This is a genomic window from Pseudundibacterium arcticum (genome assembly GCF_042646465.1).
In the GTDB taxonomy this organism is placed as follows: domain Bacteria; phylum Pseudomonadota; class Gammaproteobacteria; order Burkholderiales; family Burkholderiaceae_D; genus Undibacterium_A; species Undibacterium_A arcticum.
In genome coordinates this window covers 53,366-70,718 of the sequence record NZ_JBHRTP010000052.1, presented here as the reverse complement: position 1 = coordinate 70,718, position 17,353 = coordinate 53,366, and the positions used below count along the sequence as shown (strand labels likewise).

At 53.3% G+C, this 17,353-nt stretch carries 27 protein-coding genes; 23 read left to right on the top strand and 4 right to left on the bottom strand.

What is annotated here, in order from left to right; all coding sequences use genetic code 11:
* Positions 1–744: 744 nt before the first annotated feature.
* From ACFOFO_RS16355 to ACFOFO_RS16315, 9 genes are all read left to right on the top strand, one after another.
* Positions 745–1,833, top strand: coding sequence for a type IV toxin-antitoxin system AbiEi family antitoxin (locus ACFOFO_RS16355; RefSeq protein ID WP_390329373.1), 1,089 nt, complete (start codon positions 745–747; stop codon positions 1,831–1,833).
* 4 nt (positions 1,834–1,837) lie between these two features.
* Positions 1,838–2,758, top strand: a complete 921-nt coding sequence (locus ACFOFO_RS16350) for a hypothetical protein (protein WP_390329371.1) — start codon at positions 1,838–1,840, stop codon at positions 2,756–2,758.
* A 324-nt stretch (positions 2,759–3,082) separates the two neighbouring features.
* Positions 3,083–4,453, top strand: a complete 1,371-nt coding sequence (locus ACFOFO_RS16345; RefSeq protein ID WP_390329368.1) for a putative bifunctional diguanylate cyclase/phosphodiesterase — start codon at positions 3,083–3,085, stop codon at positions 4,451–4,453.
* 30 nt (positions 4,454–4,483) lie between these two features.
* Positions 4,484–5,299: a hypothetical protein gene (locus ACFOFO_RS16340; protein WP_390329366.1), complete on the top strand. Its 816-nt coding sequence runs from the start codon at positions 4,484–4,486 to the stop codon at positions 5,297–5,299.
* A gap of 191 nt (positions 5,300–5,490) precedes the next feature.
* Positions 5,491–6,111, top strand: coding sequence for a PRTRC system protein A (locus tag ACFOFO_RS16335; protein ID WP_390329364.1), 621 nt, complete (start codon positions 5,491–5,493; stop codon positions 6,109–6,111).
* An 8-nt stretch (positions 6,112–6,119) separates the two neighbouring features.
* Positions 6,120–6,278 (top strand): hypothetical protein, encoded by a 159-nt coding sequence (locus tag ACFOFO_RS16330; RefSeq protein WP_390329361.1) that lies wholly within the window; start codon positions 6,120–6,122, stop codon positions 6,276–6,278.
* A gap of 17 nt (positions 6,279–6,295) precedes the next feature.
* Positions 6,296–6,499 carry a hypothetical protein gene (locus ACFOFO_RS16325; protein ID WP_390329358.1) on the top strand — a complete coding sequence of 68 codons (204 nt, stop codon included), beginning with the start codon at positions 6,296–6,298 and terminating at the stop codon, positions 6,497–6,499.
* Between the two features lie 27 nt (positions 6,500–6,526).
* Positions 6,527–6,949, top strand: coding sequence for a hypothetical protein (locus ACFOFO_RS16320; RefSeq protein ID WP_390329356.1), 423 nt, complete (start codon positions 6,527–6,529; stop codon positions 6,947–6,949).
* 24 nt (positions 6,950–6,973) lie between these two features.
* Positions 6,974–7,462, top strand: coding sequence for a DUF6884 domain-containing protein (locus ACFOFO_RS16315; RefSeq protein ID WP_390329353.1), 489 nt, complete (start codon positions 6,974–6,976; stop codon positions 7,460–7,462).
* A gap of 406 nt (positions 7,463–7,868) precedes the next feature.
* On the opposite strand, the gene ACFOFO_RS16310 is transcribed toward ACFOFO_RS16315, so the two are convergent.
* Genes ACFOFO_RS16310 through ACFOFO_RS16300 form a run of 3 tightly spaced genes read right to left on the bottom strand, consistent with a single transcriptional unit; the run spans position 7,869 to position 9,913 of the window.
* Positions 7,869–8,792, bottom strand: coding sequence for an NADAR family protein (locus ACFOFO_RS16310; RefSeq protein WP_390329350.1), 924 nt, complete (start codon positions 8,790–8,792; stop codon positions 7,869–7,871).
* On the bottom strand, positions 8,729–9,451 hold the full coding sequence (locus tag ACFOFO_RS16305) for a hypothetical protein (RefSeq protein WP_390329347.1): 723 nt from the start codon (positions 9,449–9,451) through the stop codon (positions 8,729–8,731). Before ACFOFO_RS16305 ends, ACFOFO_RS16310 begins: the two co-directional genes overlap by 64 nt.
* A gap of 24 nt (positions 9,452–9,475) precedes the next feature.
* A complete protein-coding gene (locus tag ACFOFO_RS16300) occupies positions 9,476–9,913 on the bottom strand; it encodes an RNase H family protein (RefSeq protein WP_390332039.1) in 438 nt (145 codons plus the stop codon).
* A gap of 364 nt (positions 9,914–10,277) precedes the next feature.
* Here ACFOFO_RS16300 and ACFOFO_RS16295 point away from each other — a divergent pair, with 364 nt between their 5' ends.
* The 6 genes from ACFOFO_RS16295 (at position 10,278) to ACFOFO_RS16270 (ending at position 12,535) form a co-directional block, all read left to right on the top strand.
* A complete protein-coding gene (locus ACFOFO_RS16295) occupies positions 10,278–10,754 on the top strand; it encodes a hypothetical protein (RefSeq protein WP_390332038.1) in 477 nt (158 codons plus the stop codon).
* 2 nt (positions 10,755–10,756) lie between these two features.
* Positions 10,757–11,086, top strand: coding sequence for a hypothetical protein (locus ACFOFO_RS16290; RefSeq protein WP_390329340.1), 330 nt, complete (start codon positions 10,757–10,759; stop codon positions 11,084–11,086).
* Between the two features lie 72 nt (positions 11,087–11,158).
* Positions 11,159–11,422, top strand: coding sequence for a hypothetical protein (locus tag ACFOFO_RS16285; RefSeq protein WP_390329337.1), 264 nt, complete (start codon positions 11,159–11,161; stop codon positions 11,420–11,422).
* Positions 11,423–11,570: 148 nt separating this feature from the next.
* A complete protein-coding gene (locus ACFOFO_RS16280; RefSeq protein ID WP_390329336.1) occupies positions 11,571–11,750 on the top strand; it encodes a hypothetical protein in 180 nt (59 codons plus the stop codon).
* Positions 11,751–11,786: 36 nt separating this feature from the next.
* Positions 11,787–12,020: a hypothetical protein gene (locus ACFOFO_RS16275; RefSeq protein ID WP_390329334.1), complete on the top strand. Its 234-nt coding sequence runs from the start codon at positions 11,787–11,789 to the stop codon at positions 12,018–12,020.
* A gap of 8 nt (positions 12,021–12,028) precedes the next feature.
* A complete protein-coding gene (locus ACFOFO_RS16270) occupies positions 12,029–12,535 on the top strand; it encodes a hypothetical protein (RefSeq protein ID WP_390332036.1) in 507 nt (168 codons plus the stop codon).
* Between the two features lie 334 nt (positions 12,536–12,869).
* Here ACFOFO_RS16270 and ACFOFO_RS16265 read toward each other — a convergent pair whose 3' ends face one another.
* Positions 12,870–13,316: a hypothetical protein gene (locus ACFOFO_RS16265; RefSeq protein ID WP_390332034.1), complete on the bottom strand. Its 447-nt coding sequence runs from the start codon at positions 13,314–13,316 to the stop codon at positions 12,870–12,872.
* Between the two features lie 224 nt (positions 13,317–13,540).
* Here ACFOFO_RS16265 and ACFOFO_RS16260 point away from each other — a divergent pair, with 224 nt between their 5' ends.
* The 8 genes from ACFOFO_RS16260 to ACFOFO_RS16225 all read left to right on the top strand — a co-directional run bounded on the left by ACFOFO_RS16260 (position 13,541) and on the right by ACFOFO_RS16225 (position 17,291).
* Complete coding sequence (locus ACFOFO_RS16260; protein WP_390332032.1) at positions 13,541–14,275, top strand: tyrosine-type recombinase/integrase; 735 nt, start codon at positions 13,541–13,543, stop codon at positions 14,273–14,275.
* 9 nt (positions 14,276–14,284) lie between these two features.
* Positions 14,285–14,569, top strand: coding sequence for a transcriptional regulator (locus tag ACFOFO_RS16255; RefSeq protein ID WP_390332030.1), 285 nt, complete (start codon positions 14,285–14,287; stop codon positions 14,567–14,569).
* 61 nt (positions 14,570–14,630) lie between these two features.
* Positions 14,631–15,380, top strand: coding sequence for a hypothetical protein (locus ACFOFO_RS16250; protein ID WP_390332028.1), 750 nt, complete (start codon positions 14,631–14,633; stop codon positions 15,378–15,380).
* Positions 15,381–15,422: 42 nt separating this feature from the next.
* The gene (locus ACFOFO_RS16245) at positions 15,423–15,896 is read left to right on the top strand and encodes a hypothetical protein (protein WP_390329320.1); all 474 of its coding nucleotides are present in this window, start codon (positions 15,423–15,425) and stop codon (positions 15,894–15,896) included.
* Positions 15,897–16,060: 164 nt separating this feature from the next.
* The gene (locus ACFOFO_RS16240; protein WP_390329319.1) at positions 16,061–16,549 is read left to right on the top strand and encodes a hypothetical protein; all 489 of its coding nucleotides are present in this window, start codon (positions 16,061–16,063) and stop codon (positions 16,547–16,549) included.
* A 21-nt stretch (positions 16,550–16,570) separates the two neighbouring features.
* Entirely contained in the window at positions 16,571–16,801 is a 231-nt protein-coding gene (locus ACFOFO_RS16235) for a hypothetical protein (RefSeq protein WP_390329317.1), read from the top strand.
* 64 nt (positions 16,802–16,865) lie between these two features.
* Complete coding sequence (locus ACFOFO_RS16230) at positions 16,866–17,057, top strand: hypothetical protein (RefSeq protein ID WP_390329316.1); 192 nt, start codon at positions 16,866–16,868, stop codon at positions 17,055–17,057.
* Positions 17,058–17,066: 9 nt separating this feature from the next.
* Positions 17,067–17,291, top strand: a complete 225-nt coding sequence (locus tag ACFOFO_RS16225) for a hypothetical protein (protein ID WP_390329314.1) — start codon at positions 17,067–17,069, stop codon at positions 17,289–17,291.
* The last annotated feature ends 62 nt before the right edge of the window (positions 17,292–17,353 follow it).

Here is a 17,353-nt window from a genome sequence, read left to right as displayed (position 1 = left end):
AGCGCCAAATCGCTGGGCGGCTTCATCGAGCGCGTCGTGACGCCAGGCGCCACCATGACTTTAGCCGCTTGAATATTTCAAAATATTGAACTATTTTGAAAAAAGATTGTGCGTGAACACGCTTGTTACCGGCGAGCGCAGCGCGTGGACTGAAGATGATCGAAAATTAGTTCCGAGAGCTTTAAAAAAGCCTTCCAGTGAAAACTGGAGGGCTTTTTTGTTGCTGTGCGCAATTGATTACTCATATAATCAATCATGGAAAACAATTGTTTTAAAGCAGGCCAGTTTATTTAAGCCTCTGCCAAAATTGTCACATTGACAATTCACACCGTGAGGCGGCGCTTGAGGTCAGCCAGCAGCTGGGGGGCGTTGATCATGTGTTGGGGTTCCCTGAATTTCTATTGTTCTTATAGCTAGTTGCGCTTAGGCAGAAGAGCACGAGAGCAGCGGAAAGCGATTGGGCGACAGCTGGAGCAGCACGGCGGCACCTACAGGCCACGGGCTGGGCCAATCAAGGTGAAACATCAATATCGGCAGTGCCAGTCTTTCCATAGTGCGGGACGCCGGCCGTATTGTTTGGGAGAGTTCGTCCGTCAGTCGGTCTCCTCAGATCAGCGAAGCCTGTTTGAGATATATATGGAGGACTCCATTTGTAACAAACGATGAATTAGCTGTACAGCAAATCAAGCAGAAAGTGCTATACTAAAGTCTCTTTCAATTACTTTGCTGCGCAGCAAACGACCCATGCGCCCCGATTCTCAGTCGTTAGTCGATCAGTTCGTCCAAGCGTTTGAAGAAGCTACGGAAAGCAAAATCTCCGAGGAACGGCACTTCGAGGTTGCGTTTCAACGCCCTGACGGCAAACACCAGCTTGATCTACTGCTGCGGGTGGACAGCCCGGCCGGCGAACGGTTCCTTGCAGTGGAGATGTTGCGCCAAGGTTATCCACGCGACATACGGAACGCCATATGGCAGCTGGAGGAATACCGGCTGTCCGTTAAAGATGCACTCCGCCCCATCCCCATTGTGGTCGCCGAGTTCCTAAGTGCTGGCGCTCGGGAGATCTTGCGCGAGCGCAACATTGGATTCTTCGACGCGAGTGGAAGTCTCTTTCTAAGGCACAAACACTGGCTAATCAACATTGACCGCCCAGCAAAGCCAGCACGGCCGCGGCGCGCTGCCGCGCTTTTCACTGGAGCTCGGGAGCAGGTCGTCCATGCCTTATTACAGTCGCACCATCGATGGCTTACCGGAATCGAGATCGCCAGCCTCGCCGAAACGTCGCCCTATACGGTGTCGCTCACCATGCAGGAACTGGAGCGTCTCGAAATGGTGGAGTCTGAAGGCAGCGGGAAGAACCTGCGCCGGCGCCTCACGCAGCCAAGCGAGCTTTTTGACGCTTGGATCGTGGCATGGAGCGCGCGCAAGGAAACGAAAACCCGCTGGTACTCGTACACCCCTAACCCGAAAACACTACTTCTAACGCTCACCGAAAACTTAGAACGGGAAAAACTTGCCGACTGGTCTTTCACGGGCCCAGCCGCTGCAAACGTGCTGGCACCGCTGCTGACGAACGTAGAGACGGCCGAGGTGATCGTTCCTCCCGGCAAGACGCATCGTTACGCAGAGGCCTTGGGTTTGGAGCGGGTCGATAAGGGATCGAATGTCACTCTAATCGAGCGCACCGGAGCCAGCACGCTTTTTCGTCGACAACACCCTGAGTTCCCCTCCTGGTTCGCTAGTCCGTTCATCCAGTATCTGGACTTGCAGGACGGCCGCGGCCGCAACAAGGAACTTGCATCTCACCTTCGCGCAGACATCCTGAAGATCTAATCACATGGCCACCACTAAGCCGGCAACTGCCGATGGTTACGACGCCGACCACACCCTATCTTGCGAGCGAGCGCTGGTAACCTTGCTCCGGGGTTTCGGCAGCCTCAAACACACCTTGCGCCTGGTAGGCGGCCTTGTTCCCCGCTACCTCACACCAGAGAAACCACCTGAGGTCCCAGCACACGCCGGCACTTCCGACGTAGACATTGTGCTGAACCTGCAGGTGCTCGCCGACGACGAGGCATACAAGACCCTTGCTAGGCAGCTGAAGGACCGGGGCTTCGCGAGGTACGTGAACGCAGAAGGCAAGGCAAGCAGCTGGCGCTGGCAGCGGCAGGTGTCCGAGCACGAATACGTGCTGATCGAGTTCCTGCGCGATTCCAGCCAGGAACTGCCGGGCGGCAAAGTGGCCACCATCGACGGGGAGGGAGTCTCAGCACTCGCCATCAACCACGTTGGAATCGTGCACGAGTGGTTTGCCGAGATGGAAATCACCGCTGAGCTGCTGGACGGCGGCGGGATCGCGACTGAGACGGTGCGCTTCGCCGACGTGGCCGCCTTCATCATACTAAAGGCGTTGGCGTTCGACGACCGGGCGGAGAACAAGGACGCTGCTGACCTTATGCACGTCATGCGCTATGCTGGTCCGATCGAATGGATCGCTCAACAGTTCATCGAGCGACGCGGCGCAGGCCAGCAATTGGTAGCAATTGAAAGTGCACTGGACGCGCTGCGCCGGCGTTTCTGCGACGCGGAAGGTGTCGATGGGTACCTGCGGGACGGCCCGGTGGCCTGCGCGCGGTTCATATACGGCATAGATGATGCCGATCTCGATGAGCAGCGCATTCTTGAACAGCGCAATGTCTCAAGCATGGTCACGGCGTTCTTGCGTCTCGTGCACAATGGGAGCGCCGAAGCGGCTTGAGTACGCCGGACAGCTAACCGAGTGCCGGACAAGTGGGTTGCGTGCTCGCGACCGAGAAATAGACGGGCGCGTGTTGCGAATCATTCGGTATGTAGTGATTCGCGATATGGTCAATCAGATCCGGAACAGCTAAATCCGCAGGGAAGCTGGTGCTGAACGTAGCGACAAAGGTGCAAAAACTGCGCTCTTTATGCTCTTTTCGACACGAATTACCGGCCAAAGCGTCGCTTTTCCGGCGCTCGCGGCGCATCTACTCAATTAGTATCATCACGATCGGCATAGTGCCGTGCTGCCCACAGCGGTTTCAGGAACAGAAGGATCGTGATGAATCATGTCAGCAAATTGCATGAGGTAACAACGTTTCACCAATTTCGGCCGCGGCCCAGCCGCGTTTTCATTGCGGAAATGGCCGAAATGATCGACGCGGCCGATGGCGCCGACGCCGAGCTTGGCATCCTGGTCATGTCCATCGACCAGTTAAAGTCGACAACCTGCCGTCAGTTCGATCCTGACATGGAGGTGGCGATACTCGATGACATCACCCGCAAGATTGCTTCCTGTATGGGGCCGTTCGGGCAGTTCACCCGCAATGACGATGACGATTTCCTGATCTGTTTCCCGATTCAGAGCCTGTATGACGTGGTCGAACTGGCCGCAAAGATACAAGCGTTGATTGCTCAGCCGGTTCACGCCTTCGATCAAGAGTTCCGGCTGACGGCAAGTATCGGCGCCACGGTCTACCCGCAGGACAAGGGAACGCCACGTGACATGCTGTTTCACGCATTGGAAGCCATGGGCGAGGTCCGGCAGCAGGGCGGCAACCGGTTCAAAATCTTCGATTTCGCACAGCGCGTCGCCCAGATCCATGCCCGGACTCTGTCCGACGCGGTGATGGACGGCATGCGCAATGGGCAGATCGAACTGCATTACCAGCCAACGATAGACTTGTGTAGCGGAAGACCAATCGGTGTTGAAGTGCTGATGCGCTGGCGCCAGACGCCAACGGTGATGCGCAACCCGATCGATTTCCTGCCTTCCATCGTAGGCGATGATCTGCTCGCACTCGATATGTATGTGCTCGATGCCGCGCTCCGCCAGAGCGTCGCCTGGCAAGGTCTGAACATTGAGCCGGCGCTGTCGGTCAATCTCAGCCCCCGTCATTTCGCCATGGCAGGGTTTATGGACCGCATCAAGCACACCATTTTGTCCCATACGGACTTTGATCCACGCCGTTTAACCATCGAGCTTCTGGAATCGCACGCCATTCAGGATCTGGCTCAGACCGTCGCGGTCATTACCGAGCTGCGCGCACTAGGCATACGGTTTTATCTGGACGACTTCGGTACCGGCCATTCGGCGGCGGCCTATCTGAAGCAACTGCCGATTGACGGCATCAAGATCGATCAGGTCTTTACCCGCAATCTGCCCGATGGTCAGAATCATCTGCACGACCGCGCCATCATCGCCGCATCTTTATCGATGGCCACGGCTTTTGAGATCGACGTCGTAGCCGAAGGCTTGGAGAGCGCAGCTGCGGTCAGCGAAGTGGTTAAAATGGGCTGCCTTAAAGGGCAAGGATTCTATTTTGCCAAGCCGATGCCGGCTGACGAACTCGCCATTTGGTATCAATACCACCAGCTGCACCCGTGCGACGTGGGTCACAATCCCCTCGCAGTCTCCACACTAGCCCGCTGAATACGTATGCCTTCCACCCCCGAAAGACCGATGCCTGAACTTGACAACCTCTCCCTTGAAACAGCGATGCGATTTCGCGACGTCGTTTTGGACGAACTTGAGCCAAAGGCGAAGGCTGTGATGAGAATGGTCGAAAAGATGCATGAAGAAGGCCGTCAGGACTGGCCATCATGGTGTTATGCACCGAGCCATCTGATCAGCGCCGAAATCATGCGCTATGACCCTCTGCTGACGCCGGAGGAGGTCGGACAGCAGACCCTTGCGCTGCAGGCAGTGTTGGCTTGGGCAAATCAGGGATATGTAGCGCGCTACAGTATCGAAATTCTGGAAAAGATCGAAGCCGCCAGCGATAGGATCGTTGATCAACCCATGAACGCAATGAAGCTGCTCCAACTGCCCGCCTATGCTTTATTTATCGAAAGTCGCGACACCTTGACGATTGATGGCCTGCAATGCGCCGGGAATCTGGTGCACCTGGACTACATTCCCGAGCATCCGCCTCTAATGAAGGTCATCAGCTTTCTTGTGGGCCCGGACAAAACGGGCAATCCAAACATGTTGCCAGTCCCGCACTTGTTGCCTCTGATTGCCAGCTCCAGTTACACGGCTGCCGTTTCACAACTTGTCCTGTCAGAGAGCGTTCTCATCGGCATGTCGCCATCGCCAGATCCGGAAGAGATCCGGTGTTCCGCGGCGCATCTGGCAAAGGTAGGTGCTCTGTTGGCGATGCTGCCAAAGTCCGAAATGGACAAGAGCATTCGACATCTCGACACCAATGGCGATTTCCAATTCGACTACCAGCTGCGAATGATCGAGCTCACTGAGCGTCCTAAATACCTGCATTGATCAGGAACCACGCATCGGATTCAGCGGCACTGAACATGCAAATGTGCTGCGGCGGTTCCTGATATGACACGGTCGTTCGAACATCGGAAAAACAATTCCGCTGTACTCCATCGGTAGGGCTTGAATAACGAGCAATCCTTGCAAGAATAGGTTCATCAGCCGATTACGGCCTAATCGTAGAGGAGAGCCAAGTGCCCAACACCCCGCATCCGATGGATGTCTTATACCAATCAATGACGCCAACACACATGGTTCCGGTCAGAGGGGAATTCGAACCCCTCTCCGAGCCAGGCCAACGCTTCTTGGTGGCGAAGGATGGCTTGTGGATGGAAGTGAAGACACCATGGCTGTACCTTTGCTATCCGTTGGCTCAGCAGACCGCCGTCGATATCCCGTGTGGCGCACTGGAGCCGAGCATCGACTTCCACTACGGTTCACCTCCTGTCTATTTATTGCAGCGATTCCAGCACGCATCAAAAGATGCGAATCAACATCCGATCTCCGCGTGGATCTCCTGGAACGAGCTGACCGGCTTCCGATATTACGAATTACAGCGTGATACGGCAGCTGATGATGTCGCCTTCACCGATCCAGTCCTGGGCGAAGGTGAAACTGTGGCATTCGTGCTGACCAGTCGGGGTGTCGGATCGGTATCGGCAACGGACAACGATCAGATTAGACAGCAATCGGGGGTGTATATGGCCGGATTGTTCGGCCGCTGTGACCGGAGCGATCCTGAATATCGCTATACCCTCCATGCCCAGGGCCTGCAGCTCGAAATGGGCGATGTGTTCAGCATGCTGGCGCACTGAGGCTAACCATGAGCCCACGAACACTTTATGCGGATCATGGACGCCGCGGCGAATTCGTTAAGACTCCCGAGCAGCAGGCTCTGGTCGACGGCTTGATGGATGACCTCATCGCCAAGGCCGAGCAATTTTTGGACGGGAAGTACCTCGAGCCGTCCGCCGAGAGCTGACAGCAGTGCGAAAGACCTTGCAGCTGCGCCGAAAGGATGCGGCAGTCAAGATCGGTATCTCGTTGCGCACCTGGATCAGCAGGGAATCGGGAAACGGTAAGTCCGGCATGCCGGCGCAGGAATTCGCGATGCTGACCCTGTTCTTGTTACGGTCGACGGCGTATTGGGGGCGGCTAGCGAACAAACTGCAGGCCGGCACCGCGGTACAAAGACTAGAATGACGACAGGCTGATACGATCGCAAACATTATGGGCAAACGATACGAATTCAAACTTGGGAAAAAGGGCGTCGAACTGCTTATGGCGGACCTGATCACCAGCCAGGTCGCATGGCGTGTCGGGCGCTGCGAGCGCATCCACATTAGCCGGATATTCGAAGCCAGCCATGTTGGTGCTGCATTATGCAGACGGGGTTTGAAGCATCGTCATCTGATTCCCGCTTTTGAAGGAGCGGCCCGGGTTTGCGAGGCGATTCACGCCCGTTGCTGTAACCGGCCGGGCTGGTACGACGTCAGTCAGTCGGAAATGGAGGCGATCGAACACGCCATGGATCTACTGCAGGAACTGTACAAGATCACTTTGGCCTCAGAAGTTCTGAAGGTGTTGGTTGCACAAAAAGCACGTCTCGGGCTCAAAAACAGCGAATCAGGCATGAAAATCCATGCCCCATAGCCGTATGGGGAACTGTCCACACCAATGACATCCAAAATCGCTCTGGTCAGCTGCGTCAAGTCCAAGCGCAATGAACCCGTCCCTCACCAGGCGCAAGAGCTATATGTCAGCCAACTGTTCGCCGGTATGCGGCGGTACGCACAAGATCATGCCGATCGCTGGTATATCCTATCGGCCGAACATGGATTGCTTGCCCCCGAGCAGCTGATCAAGCCCTATGAAAAGACACTGGTGACGATGAACTTCCGTCAACGTGAGGAATGGGCGATATCGGTCATGCGGGATCTGGAAGCGGTGCTGCAGGCTGGCGATGAAGTGATTTTTTTGGCGGGGATAACTTACCGATCATTTTTGGAATGCTATCTACGCGAACGTGGAATCAAGGTGTCGATCCCAATGGAAGGGCTGATGTTTGGCCAGCAGTTGCAGTGGCTCAAGCGCGCGAATGGCGAGGCAAGTACATCAATCGATGCGAGCAGGATGAAACATAATAACGGGAAGGAATCGCAGTAGCATGGTCAAATTTTATTCAGTCTGTGCAGTAGGGTTCGCGCTGGCGGCAGTGATGTTTGTTTTCAGTTTTCCGCCCACTGAAGCGGCCGCGAATTATGTCCAGACGTAGACTCTCTGCGCGGACCGGGCATTGCGATATAAAGAAGCCATGAGAGGCCAGGCATTTCGAAGATCCCCGGTCTCAGTACATGACCTTGCGGTCCACCGCGCTCGAGCGGATCTATATTGTCGGGATGTACCGAAAGAATCTCAATTACCGATCAAAAGGAACCCTGAGGTCGACGTCCTCGTCCATACCGATGCTGTACAGCGGGCAGCAATTGAGGCTGAAGAAAGAGCACTCAAAACAAACGAGTGGGGTGTTACAGGTAGTCCTAAAGAACTTTGATGTATCTTGGGGTTTGACCTAGACCAGGGAGAGCTTTACCGGCTTATTCAATGCCTTGGCGTGCAGAATGAGCTGGTCGAACTGTTTGCCGCCTTTTTGTTCGAGCACCATGATGTGATTGGCTTCATGCGCCAGCTCGCGCGCCATCACACCTGAGAATTTGCCTTTGATTCCGTAGAAATAACGGACGGGCAGGTGATGTTTGAGGGCAAACTCCTCGCCGAGCGAGGATGCATCCTTGGCGATCGGAACCAGAATCTGCGAAATGCTGGCCACCGGGAGAAAGCGGTCCAGAATCGAATGCTTATCCATGTAGCTGATCTTGCGGCCGGCGACGAATAGTGCCCGGACTGGATGATTGACGTAGCTTTCAGCAGCTTCCCACATGACTCCGGCATACCAATTCAGCTGATGCCCCTGCAGGGTCTTTCCTTCGGAAAACTCGACATTGAGCTCAAGAGGCGTCGTTTTGGCAAATTGCTCCATCCGCAGCCGAACGTTGATATTCTGCTCCGCGGCCATCATGAAACCCGTCTTCAGAGTTCTGGCACGAATGCTGCGCCAGTCGATTCGCCATTTGTCCTGGTGCCGTGCAGCCAGCTTGCGCGCCTCAATCGGGTTGGCCGATTGGAGTACCGCTTCCCGCAGGATTTCGTCCGACAGCCGGAATTTCTCACTTTCCTGCCAATGCGAGATTGAATGGTAAATGTCGCGAGCGTCATCCTTGGCCGAGTTGCGATAGCCAAAGAATAAGCATGGCTCGTCTGGAAGTAGGAGAGAGGAAGTGGTAATCATTTGGCCAGAATGCCACACGCTCATGCGTGTAACAGGCCGGAAAACAGAGGAAATCAGGCTATTTCCGCTGCTGAAGTCACCGATTACCTCAAATAGGCGGTCACGATCGTTTGGCGCCCTTGCCGATTGGGCGCGATCACGAAGCACCAGCGCGAGAGCTGGTCGACAAGTCGAATTCCTTGATTTGCATGTTGAGCGAGATCGAGATCCTGTCGTGTTTCGCTCACTTGCACGGTGTCCAGGCGCGCACTGGCCAGTGTTTTGGCGAGATGGCGCCATGTTTGAGCCGGATCGAGGTTGTTCATGCGCTGGGAGAACTTATCGAGGACATGTCGCGTCACCAAGATTTTGCCCACATGGTTGACGACGATTGACTGTCCGGGTGGCTCATCGACTTGAATCGACGTGACACGATCCTCACTGCGGGGCTTGATCCAGCTATCGTCTTGGTCAACGGCCACAGTCACGCCGGCGAAGCGCGTGGTGAGAAAGTAGGCATAGGGGTACAGGTGCTTTTTGTCACTGCGATTGGCATGAACCTTTTTAACCGCAGAGGCGCTAAACACCAGCTTGATCCCTTGAATAGCCGGAGTGTTCCCCAAGGCCTCAAGGTCGTCTATAAGGTGCTGCATGCCTACCAATTCGGCAACAATTCGTTTGTCAGCTATGTCGGCCAAAATGGCGACCTGAATTTTTCCCTGATGTTTCACGCCTGATTTCCAATAGACGTCAAAGCGGTTTGCAACGGGTGTTTCCATCGCGATTACGGCCAGGATATTGGCAAATTTATGTTGTTCGAGATTCATAATGCAATTTTTAGCTGAAAGGACTCAATTCGCAGGAGCCAATTGTAGTTGAAATGCTTTTGCAGCAGATCTTGCGGCGCGGTCCGCCAGTGTATTGCCAACGTTGCCGGCATGGCCACGCACCCAGTTCAGCGATATCTGGCGTGTGCGACACAATTGGCGCAACTGGTTCCACTGATTGCTATTCCTGCCCTTTTCGCATTTTGCCCGAGTGTCCCGAGCGAGCACGTCGCAAATGGTCTTGTGGTCCGTGAAAATGGTGATCGCATGGGTTTTCGGCGCGGAGCGTATAGCGGTAATGACGGCAATCAGCTCCATCTCCTGAATGTCCCTCGAGGCTTTCGAGCCGCTGATGATGTGGTCGACGTCGGCCGATCCATCCGGATGGATCGGTACCGCTGCAAAGCCGCCGTAGCCATTCTGATGGAGCACTGAACCGTCTGTGTAAAAGGTGGAATTCATGCAACCACGTTACCGGAGCAGTCTCGGCTTTCAAGTGGTTCACTCCCAGAAAAATGCAGAATTTGGTGCTATTTGCAGAAACGGAAGTTGTTGACACCATTTTTTCTTACGAGTATTGTTGCATTATCCGAGCTGACGGTTAACTCAGCCATTTCAATATCGCCAGAGTTTTGGCATCTGTAATTGGGCAGCCGCCCATCAATTCCCACTTTTTAGAGAATGCTGTTTCATGCCATTAGCGGCATCGAACAGAATTTTTTCCGCGCATTTGCGGATAAAAGCAGCTGAGCAATCAGCATCCACTAACCCATCGGGAATCAGTCCCTATGGGTATCTGGTACCCGATATTCCTTCGAGGTGTCAGATGTCAAATGTACAAATGCTTCCTGCGATGCGACTCAACCTGAAAGGGTTTGGGCCGTCACGCAAGTCTACGGGCCGACCAAAGCTGGCGGTCTCGATCGGAACTCGCGTAAAGGCGAAAGTGGTGGCGCCACCATCTCCTGCAGTACTGTCTGAAGTTCTGACTCCCGTTGAGTCGGCTCCGCCCGCAACTGCAGGTGATTTTGTGCTCCCAGCAGTGGTGATCGCTGGCATTGCCAGTCTTGCCGCGTCTCTGGATTCCATCTTTCTGTCCGCTCCGGCACGTGAGGTGTTGGCTCAGACCGAACCATGGAGCCCGTTTGCCGACCCGGCAGTGGACGACGATGGATGGGCGAACCACCACCACCACCAATTTATCGGTGGCGGGGACTCGTTTCATCACGAATCGCCTGTACATGACGACGCTCATGGCGGGTTTTCGCATCACGACTACATGGCGGCGTCCAGAGGGGATTGATCATGTACGTAGCGCGCAAATCATGGGTTTGGTCACTAGGCTTTTTGTTATCTAGGGTGTTTCCTGAAGTCCGAGAACTAAAGGCACTTTACTGGCCAGTGATCCCTTTCGAGAAAGTGCTGGAGGCAATTGGCTCCATGTTTGGAATCGTCGGCGCCGCCTGGTTGGCTTTGCGCCTGCCGGGATATACGTTCGCCTACATCCCGTTTTTGCTGTCAAGCCTGAGTTTTACCTATTACTTCTATAAGAAGGGGATGGGTTGGGTCATGTTGCAGCAGGTCGTTTTTTCGGCCATCAATTTGGCAGGTATTTATTGCTGGATCCTGAAGTAACTCAGTTCAACAACCCTCGCGGGGCACTTTGCCCCGATGGGGCAGTGCTTCGCTCACACAATGGAGCGAAACATGCATCAACATCACAGCACCGTCATCAATTTCCTGCTGCTGTTCTCTTTTGTCCTGTTCCTTGGTCTCGCGCTGATCGGAGAAGCTGCCGTCACACTGTTTGCCCGGCATCATGCCGCGCTAAGCAAGTTCGGCTGGCAGTGCCGGTTTGAAGTGCTGAGTCGGGTGCTGGCTTTTTCGGCATGGTCGCGCATGAAGGTCAATCGCTATTGCGAATTGATTGATCGCCTGGCGCTGCCGAGATTGCAGTACTACCGGACCTGATAAAAGAGCCAGATGAGGCGTTCCCTGGCGGACGCCTCATCGAGGGCTGATACAGAAACTTTCTTCGAATGGGGCAGGGCTGTCCCTTCTGTGCATGGATGTGCACAGAGGGGACGGCCCTGTCCATTCAACATTCAAAGGAGAAAACATGTCAGCTACCCTCGAACCCCAATCATTTCAATGGATGGCCGATGTGGGCGTCCCCCTGATCGAAGTCAGATGGCTGCAACGCATGGCTTGGCTCACCAAAGCTCAATCATCCAGTTGCGGTCCGGCGCGTGGAAAACATGCAGAAAATGGCATTGGCAGGCTTGGTTGCAACAACTAGACCTGTCTTGGCGCCGATGGCAATGCTGGGCTAGAAATGAAGACTTACGGTGTTCCCGCACAGCGCGGGGACACCAAGTCTACCTTTGAATTCCAGAGAATTTTGTCCGATGTGGGCGATACATCGGACAGGATTTTCGCCGCAATGTCGGCAAAAGTGCAGCTGGGCATCCAGCATCATCATTATCTCGAACTAGATTCAGCAGATCGAACTGTGTTCATCAATCCCGGAGGGTTTGTGCTTTGGGCCAATTCCCCCGACTTTCTATAGGAGGAATTATGGAATTTACCAAAAACGAAGTTGATCTGGTACTCGGTCTGTCTGATCAGTTCCTAGAAGATTGGGAAAGCGACACCCCAAACGACAGAGATTATCTGGAGCGTCAGGCGGCATATGACAGGATCCGCCCATACATGGTGAAAGCGGCTTCCATGCACAATTTGTTCGTCCGGATTCAACAATCTCAGCTCACTGGCGCAAGCAGTTTGGACGCCAAAACCAGCGAGCAGGTAAAGCTTTTGTTGGCGGACCTCGATGCGTGTGCGGTGGTGACTAGCAATGCGGACGTGCAAACTAATCCATTGCCGCGGGCAATGGCCGAACCTGGCACGCACGTGTGTATGCGCTGCGAGTTGCAGTCCCGGGTTCTGCAGCGCGCCAAAGAAGCGCTGACCAATGTTCCGATTGTCGGCGAATCGTACGATCAACAGCATTCCGATACGCATATGCGGGCGAGTATCGCCGTCGACGAAATGCTGAATCTGCCAACGAACCTGTACTTCTAAGTTCGAGGCAATCCCAAGTCTCGAGAGGGACGAGGGACTAACTATGTACCGGCGAATGGGGGGAAGTGGCAAAAGACGATATACGTCTGTACTTCGCCCCCCTTGTGGGCGCGATTGATGCCATAAAGAAAGAAATCAACCGTCCGTTGCAACAGGACAAGCGTGCACCTGCCAGCAAGACACCACTGTAGGTGGTTCTGACTCGAACGATAATTTCAACCGAATGTAACCGAATGTAGTGATTAAGTGTTCTCCAAAAAGCCCTCTTCGAGGGCTTTTTGTTTTCAGAGAACAGCGCTTACTTTGTCAATTGCTTACCGATCCGCCACTCGATCTATTTGAAGAACCGCCGATCGCGACGTTCACCAGAGTCCTGGATCTGTTTTGACTTGATCAGATGACCTAGGGCATTGGTCATTCGCGCCGACAGTTTCGATTTCAGATCCTTGGTCGATGTCAAGCCTAGTTGCGCGATGGCCGCCTTCAGGATATCTGGAGCCGATTGCGGCTGATCGGTGATCAATTTGATCCAGAAATCGCCTCCAGTCGACGGAATCTTGAGTGTCCCCACTTTTTTGCCGGGGGCTTTAACGTCCTGTGTGACCCTCGTCTTTGTGGTCCTTTGATCAGATTGAAATTTTGGGCTGGCGCCATCGATTCCATCCAGAGCGGCAAGCGCTTTGACCAACTTATCTAATTGCACTTGATAGTGGTCCCTACCCTTGGTGAAATGCTCTATCTCTGCTTTGATCGCGTCTCTTGCTGATAGTGTTTTCGACATGCTGGTCTCCTTGATGCAGTGATAAAGGGACTGGTTTGTACCGTTTGGGTGAAAAGCCTGGTGAACTGTTTATATTGGAACGCACCTGGTAATCATAATTAGTATAAGCCGCATTGGTGTATGGCGAGCGATTATCAATTCATACGGCATTTCAGGAAATCGTAATCGCCTCAAGTCGTGCGCGCCACTTTTCTGAGAACCCCGCACAAACGCTTGTGCTACTCTTGAAAAAGAATCTGAACGATTCTTCCTCTGAATGCAGCTTCCATCCATTCTATTCAGAGGTTCTCATGCCACAAGCCACTACCCTAAAGCCCGGCCAGATTCGGCACCTCCTTCGCGTCACAAAAGTTACCAGTCGCCATCCCGAGCGCGATACGCTCGTTCTGCTTCTCGGTATCACCTGCGGCATGCGTGTGTCAGAAATCGCGCAGATTGAGGTGCAGGACATTTTATTGGCTGGGTCGGGGGCGATAAGGCCAGAAGTCAGTTTGCGAGCTGCCATCACCAAAGGATGCCGCCAGCGATGCATTTATTTGGCACACCGGTTGACCATCGAGGCGCTGGAAACGTACCTTACCTATCGGATCGAGCGCGGCATTGGGACCGAGCAGGCAGATGCGCGTTATCGCGGTCTGTCACCGAAGACAAAGCTGATCCTGACGCACAAGGGCAGCAAGTTCTATCTCAACACGAAGCGCCGAATCAACTTCGCCGACGAGCAAGTCGATTACCTGGCCTGCGATAGTCTGCAAGCGCACATCACAAAGCTCTACAAGGACGCTGGCATAGGCGGTTCGTCGCATTCAGGCAGGCGGTCGTTTGCCAGCAATCTCTTGAAACAGGGGCACGATCTTGAAACGGTGCAGCTCTTGGGGCATGCCGAGCTGGATCACGTTATGCCCTATCTTGAAGTGTCACAAAAAAAGCTGCGCGACATGTTTTCTGCGGTGATATGATGGCACTCAATGGGTACTATGGACAACAGGGCAACAATGACAAATAGGAACGTGTCACAGCAAGTGTTTTTGAGGGAGGCCAAAGATAAACTTGGACTTCCCTGGAAGGAGTTCGCAGAGCGCATTGGTGCGCCTGAGACGACATTGAAGAAATGGTTAGCTGCACCGGAAGCAGTTGGCAATTATAGAGAAATGCCGTCAACCGTTTGGGTCCTGGTGCGCGAAATCTTAGATCATGAGGCCCTGAAAAATAAATTTAATCGTCTGGCAAATAAAGCTTCGAAAAGCGCTTGATGTACCCAATGGGTACTATATAATGAGGCTTATCGAAGCTTGATAACAGATAAGGAAAATTATGGTCCACACTAATCAATGGCAGGTACAACTCGTCGGGTTGGTGCACGACCTTGTTTATCTGGAGCAGTTCTTGAGCCAGTCAGGTTCTGCCAAGGTAGTCAAGAGCGACCGAGATAACGAATATTTATACGAGTCCACCAAGTTCGATGCTTGTCCTGAGCACGCTGATGTGCTCGCAATCGCCGAAGAAGAAATCGCTATTTTGTCAGGCGTTCTCAAGCTTGAACGTGGTTTGCGAGAACCAATACGTAGCGGCGCTGTGTATAGGAGAAACGCAGCCGGCGGACGCGACGTATTCGTGACAATTCGTGAGGGTGTACATGCTCGATGCGATGTGGGTGCCGTCAGTTCTAGTGGTGGTGCGGGGAATCTCGAAGGGCAATCTGACGAGCCGCTGTCTCCACGAACGATAAAGATTACAACACTTTGCGGGTCGGATAGCGCAGTCGCGAAAGTGATGCGTCTTTTGGTTGCCGAGGATAGCGATGCCTGGGTTGGGCTGTACCGCATGCTGGAAGTTGTTAAAAAAGATGTAGGCAACGAGCAAGCCCTGATTGCCACTTGTTGGACAAACAAGCCAGAATACAACCGGTTCACGCGCACGGCGAACTCAGTTTCCGCAGTAGGAGACGCGGCTAGACATGGTAGCGAGAAAGATCCGCCCCCCGAGAATCCAATGACTCTGGCGGAGGCTAAGGACTATCTTTACCGCATAGTCCAATTGTGGCTTCAACACAAAGGTGTATGACAGAGATAATAACAGGGCCGACACCAAGGAAAACGCGCATGAGTGCGCCCGCAGCTGGCCGGAAGCCATGGCAATAAAAAAATGAAAGAATTCGTTGTCATTTTCTGTACGTTGGTGTGTGGTGCTGTGATGCTGTCTGCTCACGCCGCTGACAATTTGCGTGCTGTACAGTTGAAATCACTCGGTACTCACGAAAATAGCTTAAACAACTTGTCTGTTGAGTTACGCGGCGTTGATCTAGGCTTGGCAATGGGCGCGGCTCGGATCGCTGCAGTCACGCGCAACGAAATTGAACACTTGTCTGATCTCGAACAGCTGGACGAAGTGATCTCCGAGCCGACTGCTAGAAAAGTTTTGGGTAAAAAACTCGCGTTCCGTCGTGAGCTAATTAAAAATGGTTGTGTGTTCGACCTAAATAATCTTGAAGTTTTCAACAAGACTGCGACCAACCCTTTGCTAACAGGCCACCTCAAGGATCTGCGGGATACGGTGGCTGATATCTGTAAGAGAATCTAGGAAATTTGGCGCACGCGCCCCGATACCGGCCGGCAGCCGGCAAGGATAAGAAGAACATGATTTTTACTCCACCGAACTGCCCCAAATGCGGTGGCGTTTCAACAAATCCGGTCTTGCCGGAATGAGTACAACGCCATACAAATGCACTAGCTGCGATCATGCCCATGACAACGAATGAACTTTGGACGCTTGGCATCGCCGGTTATGCAGCAGTTGTCTCGATGTTCGTACTTGGCTGGGACGCCTACAAGTGGCTAGATTCAGGCCCGAAGGTACGCCTCACGGCGAGCACGGGCATGAAAATGGTTGGCGGTGGTCAGATCGATCCGAAAACATATGTGTCCGTTACCGCCGTCAACCTCGGCGACAGAGCTACGACGATCACGAACCTTGGTTTCCTGTACTACAGCTCATGGCTCAAGGCAAAATTTAGACAGAACAAGCCCGACAAGGCGTTCATCATTTCGGGACCATCCCAGGTTCAGGTAATCCCGTATCGGTTTGAAGCAGGTGCTCAGTGGATTGGACTGGCCGATCAAGGTGATGACGTAGTGAAGTTGATCCGCGATGGATGTCTGTTTGTCGTGCTGTATCACTCGCATGGTGGTAAAGGTGTTCGACACAGGTTGAACGTCAAGGAACCTACAACCTAACTGATGCCAAGGAAAAAATCGATGATGACACTATTTGCCGTTCCAGTTTTCGATGCAACTGTAATCGTCGAAGGGAACGAGCTGTTCAAAGGGCAGGGCTCGGCAGTGCAATGGGCTGAACGGCTGGCTGTTGAAATCGGCAGCGAAGTGGTTGCGAGGAAGATCGGAAACGGTTGGGCACTATGTGGCTCGGTGGACGGCATTGATTGCGTTTGGGGCATTCACGGCCAACGACTAAAGCGAATCAATTGAAGGAAAACGAATGACCTACATCCTGGCAACAACTGAATCGCGGGTTCGGTAGTACGTCCCAAAGGTGCAAAAGCTCGAAGACATTCACACCCTGAAGGAAGGCGATTTCCATTTGATCGAGGAACTCAATCTTGAGATTGTTCCTGGCTTCGGCAATAAGGAAACCGCGAAAAGGGTCGCGCTCGCCATCGGCTTGAAAACATGGCGCTACGTTCGTCTCGATTCTCCGAAGCGCACCTACACTTTAACCGCATAGGAAATTGAAATGCGCGACATTGCGAAAGAAGCATATGAGAAAACGTCGGTTGGAGGTGTTGGCTGGATGCGACCTGATGCTGCAAAAGGCGAAACTGTTGATGCGTTTCAGAATGTCACAATTGCGGCGAGAGCTATGGCTTCAGATGGCCTAATCCATATCATTGTTGAACATCTTGAAAGTCAAAGTGGAAAAGGGTTGATAGATGCAATCCAATTTCGGCGGATCAACTAGGAAAATTCTTGAAAACACATTTAGACACTGGTTATGCAGCGCCAGATGTGAACAAACAATAA